Origin of the sequence: Porphyromonas uenonis 60-3, assembly GCF_000174775.1 — a bacterium.
GTDB lineage: Bacteria > Bacteroidota > Bacteroidia > Bacteroidales > Porphyromonadaceae > Porphyromonas > Porphyromonas uenonis_A.
The window spans coordinates 1-3297 of the sequence record NZ_ACLR01000142.1; the positions used below are offsets into that span (position 1 = coordinate 1).

4 protein-coding genes are annotated in these 3297 nt (G+C 49.0%); all 4 read left to right on the plus strand.

Translation table 11 applies throughout. The features are described from left to right. The first annotated feature begins 386 nt into the window (after positions 1–386). On the plus strand, positions 387–1010 hold the full coding sequence (traK, locus tag PORUE0001_RS05020) for a conjugative transposon protein TraK (RefSeq protein WP_004330615.1): 624 nt from the start codon (positions 387–389) through the stop codon (positions 1008–1010). A gap of 4 nt (positions 1011–1014) precedes the next feature. Continuing rightward, on the plus strand, positions 1015–1302 hold the full coding sequence (locus tag PORUE0001_RS05025) for a hypothetical protein (protein WP_039865644.1): 288 nt from the start codon (positions 1015–1017) through the stop codon (positions 1300–1302). After that, a complete protein-coding gene (gene traM, locus PORUE0001_RS05030; RefSeq protein WP_039865645.1) occupies positions 1292–2539 on the plus strand; it encodes a conjugative transposon protein TraM in 1248 nt (415 codons plus the stop codon). The genes PORUE0001_RS05025 and traM overlap by 11 nt, the downstream gene beginning before the upstream one ends. Before the next feature lie 90 nt (positions 2540–2629). Next, on the plus strand, positions 2630–3297 hold a 668-nt coding region (traN, locus tag PORUE0001_RS05035; RefSeq protein WP_410524544.1), incomplete at its 3' end, for a conjugative transposon protein TraN.

The window sequence follows — 3297 nt, forward strand, 5'->3', positions numbered from 1 at the left end:
GGCTATGACACGCTTGATGAGGATGCAATGACCACGTGATGGTCGTATGACGGTCAGGTGGGTAGGATTAGCTCCTCCTATGTGTGTCAATGTAGCAGCTGGGGAGGTAATCGTAGTGCCTGCCGTGTGGCACTAGAGTTTCCTACCCATGAAACTAGAGTTTCCTACCCATGAAACTAGAGTTTCCTACCCATGAAACTAGAGTTTCCTACCTATGAAACTACAGTTTCTTACCTATGAAACTACAGTTTCTCCCGTATGAAACTGCAGTGCCAAGTGGGGGTGGCACTAGAGTTTCACCCGTATGGCACTACAGTACCAAGGCACATTGGCACTAGACTACCCCTCAGAAGTTTTTAGATACAAGACAATTAGAATAATGGAATATGGAATTCAAATCACTCACAAACATAGAGACCTCTTTCAAGCAGATTAGGCTCTACGCTATCATCTTTGCGATAGTCTGCATAGCGGTCAGTAGCTATGCGGTCTATGCTTCGTACAGCTTTGCTAAGAAGCAGCGTGAGAAGGTGTACGTACTGGACCAAGGGAAGTCTCTGATGCTGGCTCTGAGCCAAGACGCTTCGATGAACCGCCCGGTGGAGGCTCGAGAGCATGTAAGACGCTTTCACGAGCTTTTCTTCACGATTGCACCCGACAAGGATGCTATCGAGAAGAATATGGAGCGTGCTTTCCAGCTGTGCGACAAGTCCGCCTTTAACTACTACAAGGATCTAGCGGAGAAGGGCTACTACAATCGAGCTATCTCGGGCAATGTCAACCAACGTATAGAGATTGACTCCATACGGTGTGACTTTGACTCATACCCCTATGAAGTAACCACCTTCGCTCGGCAGTTTATTATCCGACAGAGCAATGTCACGGAGCGGAGCTTGGTGACTAGTTGCTCGCTACAAAACTCAGTTCGCTCGGACAACAATCCGCAAGGGTTCCTGATGGAGCACTTCCTCGTGCGAGAGAATCGTGATATCCAAACTTACAAGCGATAAGACTATGAAGCGGAGAAGTAGACCCACCCTCAGAAGAAGCTATTTGAGGGGGCAGGTACGGCTAAGAGAGCGGTGCAATATGCTAACGAACAGACAGCGACAGATTATTGTCTACGGACTGAGTCTCGTCTACCTAGCCTGCTCAATCTGGATGGTGGCACAGTTCTTCCTCCCACACCGTGAGGAGATACCACCTATCCCTACGGGGGAGCTGGTGGACAGCCCGATACAGAGGGATACAACCTACATCAAGAGAATGGAACATTTAGCGATTAGTAACTATGGAGCATAAACAGAAAGAACAATTGAAGAAGGTGTTAGTCTTCGCAGGGCTAGGGATTATCTTTGCCCTTGCTATGTGGTTTATATTTGCACCCGACACTAAGGAGCAAACAGACGCTGGTGAGGGGTTGAATGACAACATACCACAAGCTACGACCGAAAAGCTTACGGAGAATAAACTCAAAGCCTACGAACTAGTTGACCATACAACTCAAGAGGAGCAAGCTCGTGAGGAGGTGGGGAGACTGGCGGAGTACTTTCAGCAGGAGGGGAGCTCGTCCGAGAGCAACCCACAAGAGGCGGTCGTTGGGAATAAGATTGAGTCTTCGATGCAACGCTACGAGGAGAACAACCGTCTGCTAGTGGACTTCTACGGCTCTGACCCTTATGAGGAGGAGCGAGAAGCTATGCAACAGGAGATTGATGACCTCAGACGTGAACTGCACGAGCTTAGCCAACAGGACGATGATGAGGAAGCTAAGCAACTAGCTCTTATGGAGAAGAGCTACCAAATGGCGGCTAAGTACTTACCCGCAGCTGGTGCCTCTCCTGCCCATGGAGCTATGCCTATGGGTGAGCAGTCTCAGATGGTCTCTCCGCCTAGCGGTGGAGCTGCCAAGGAAGAGGCTCCCATGGAGATAATAGCTGACCACAAGCCGTTGGTCTCAGCACTGGACCAGCCAATGAGTGACGAGGAGTTTATGGAGATGTACGGAGCCAAGGAGCGGAATATGAGCTTTCATTCGCTCTCTAATAGCTCCGTACACTCTGGCGAGCGCAATACCCTTTGCGTAGTGGTGGACAAAACAACGACCCTCAAAGAGGGTGACTACGTTGCTCTTCGCCTGCTGGAGACCGCTCGTGTGCAGCAAACATCAATCCCGAAGCATAGTCTCTTGATGGCACAAGCTAAGATAGATGGCAACCGAATGCAGCTACTGATTAAGAGCATAGAGGTGAATGGTCGCATTCTGCCGGTCAAACTATCTGCCTATGATACAGACGGACAGATGGGAGTCTATATTCCTGGCTCTGAAGAGGTGTCAGCGCTCAAGGAGATGGGGGCAAATGTCGGGGGATCGATGGGAACCTCTTTCACCTTTTCCTCATCGGCTAAAGACCAAATCATCTCCGAGGTGACTAGAGGGGTGATGCAGGGAGCTGGACAACTACTACAGAAGAAGCTCCGCACGATTAAGGTGACGCTCAAAGGAGGATATAGACTATTCCTTGTACAGACGAAGTAAGCTTTTAGAACTCTAACAATAACAACTGATATACTTATGAAGAAATGGATTTTATCTATCGTAGTTTGTGCTACGATAACGCTCCCTGCTATGGCACAACAAGTAGAGGGGAACAATCAACTACTGAGTAGCGGAGACCTTTACCAAGGGATGAGCCGATCGATACCGAATGGACGGGTCGTATTGCCCTACGGGCTGGAGGTCACGTTTGAAAAGACGGTGCATCTCATCTTTCCTGCAGCTATACGCTATGTAGACCTCGGGTCGCAAAACATTATTGCTGGGAAAGCTGACGATGCGGAGAATGTGCTGCGTGTAAAGGCTGCCGTCCGTGAGTTTGAGACGGAGACCAATATGAGCGTCATCTGTGAGGATGGCTCATTCTACGCATTCAATGTGAAGTATGCGGATGAACCAGAGAAGCTCAGCATGGAGATGAAAGACTTTCTAGCTCCTACGGAGGGAAGACTGCCGAGCAATCGTGCGGACATCTACTTCAAAGAGCTGGGAAGTGAGTCGCCCATATTGGTTAAGCTGATTATGAAGAGCATCTACCAAAATGATAAGCGAATTATCAAGCATGTTGGGGCAAAGCAATTCGGGATGCGCTTCTTACTTCGTGGATTATATGCCCACAATGGGTTGCTTTACTTCCACGTCCGTATGGATAATGAGTCTAATATGCCGTATGCGGTGGACTTTATCACGTTCAAGGTGGTGGACAAGAAGGTGGCGAAGCATACAGCTATACAAGAGCG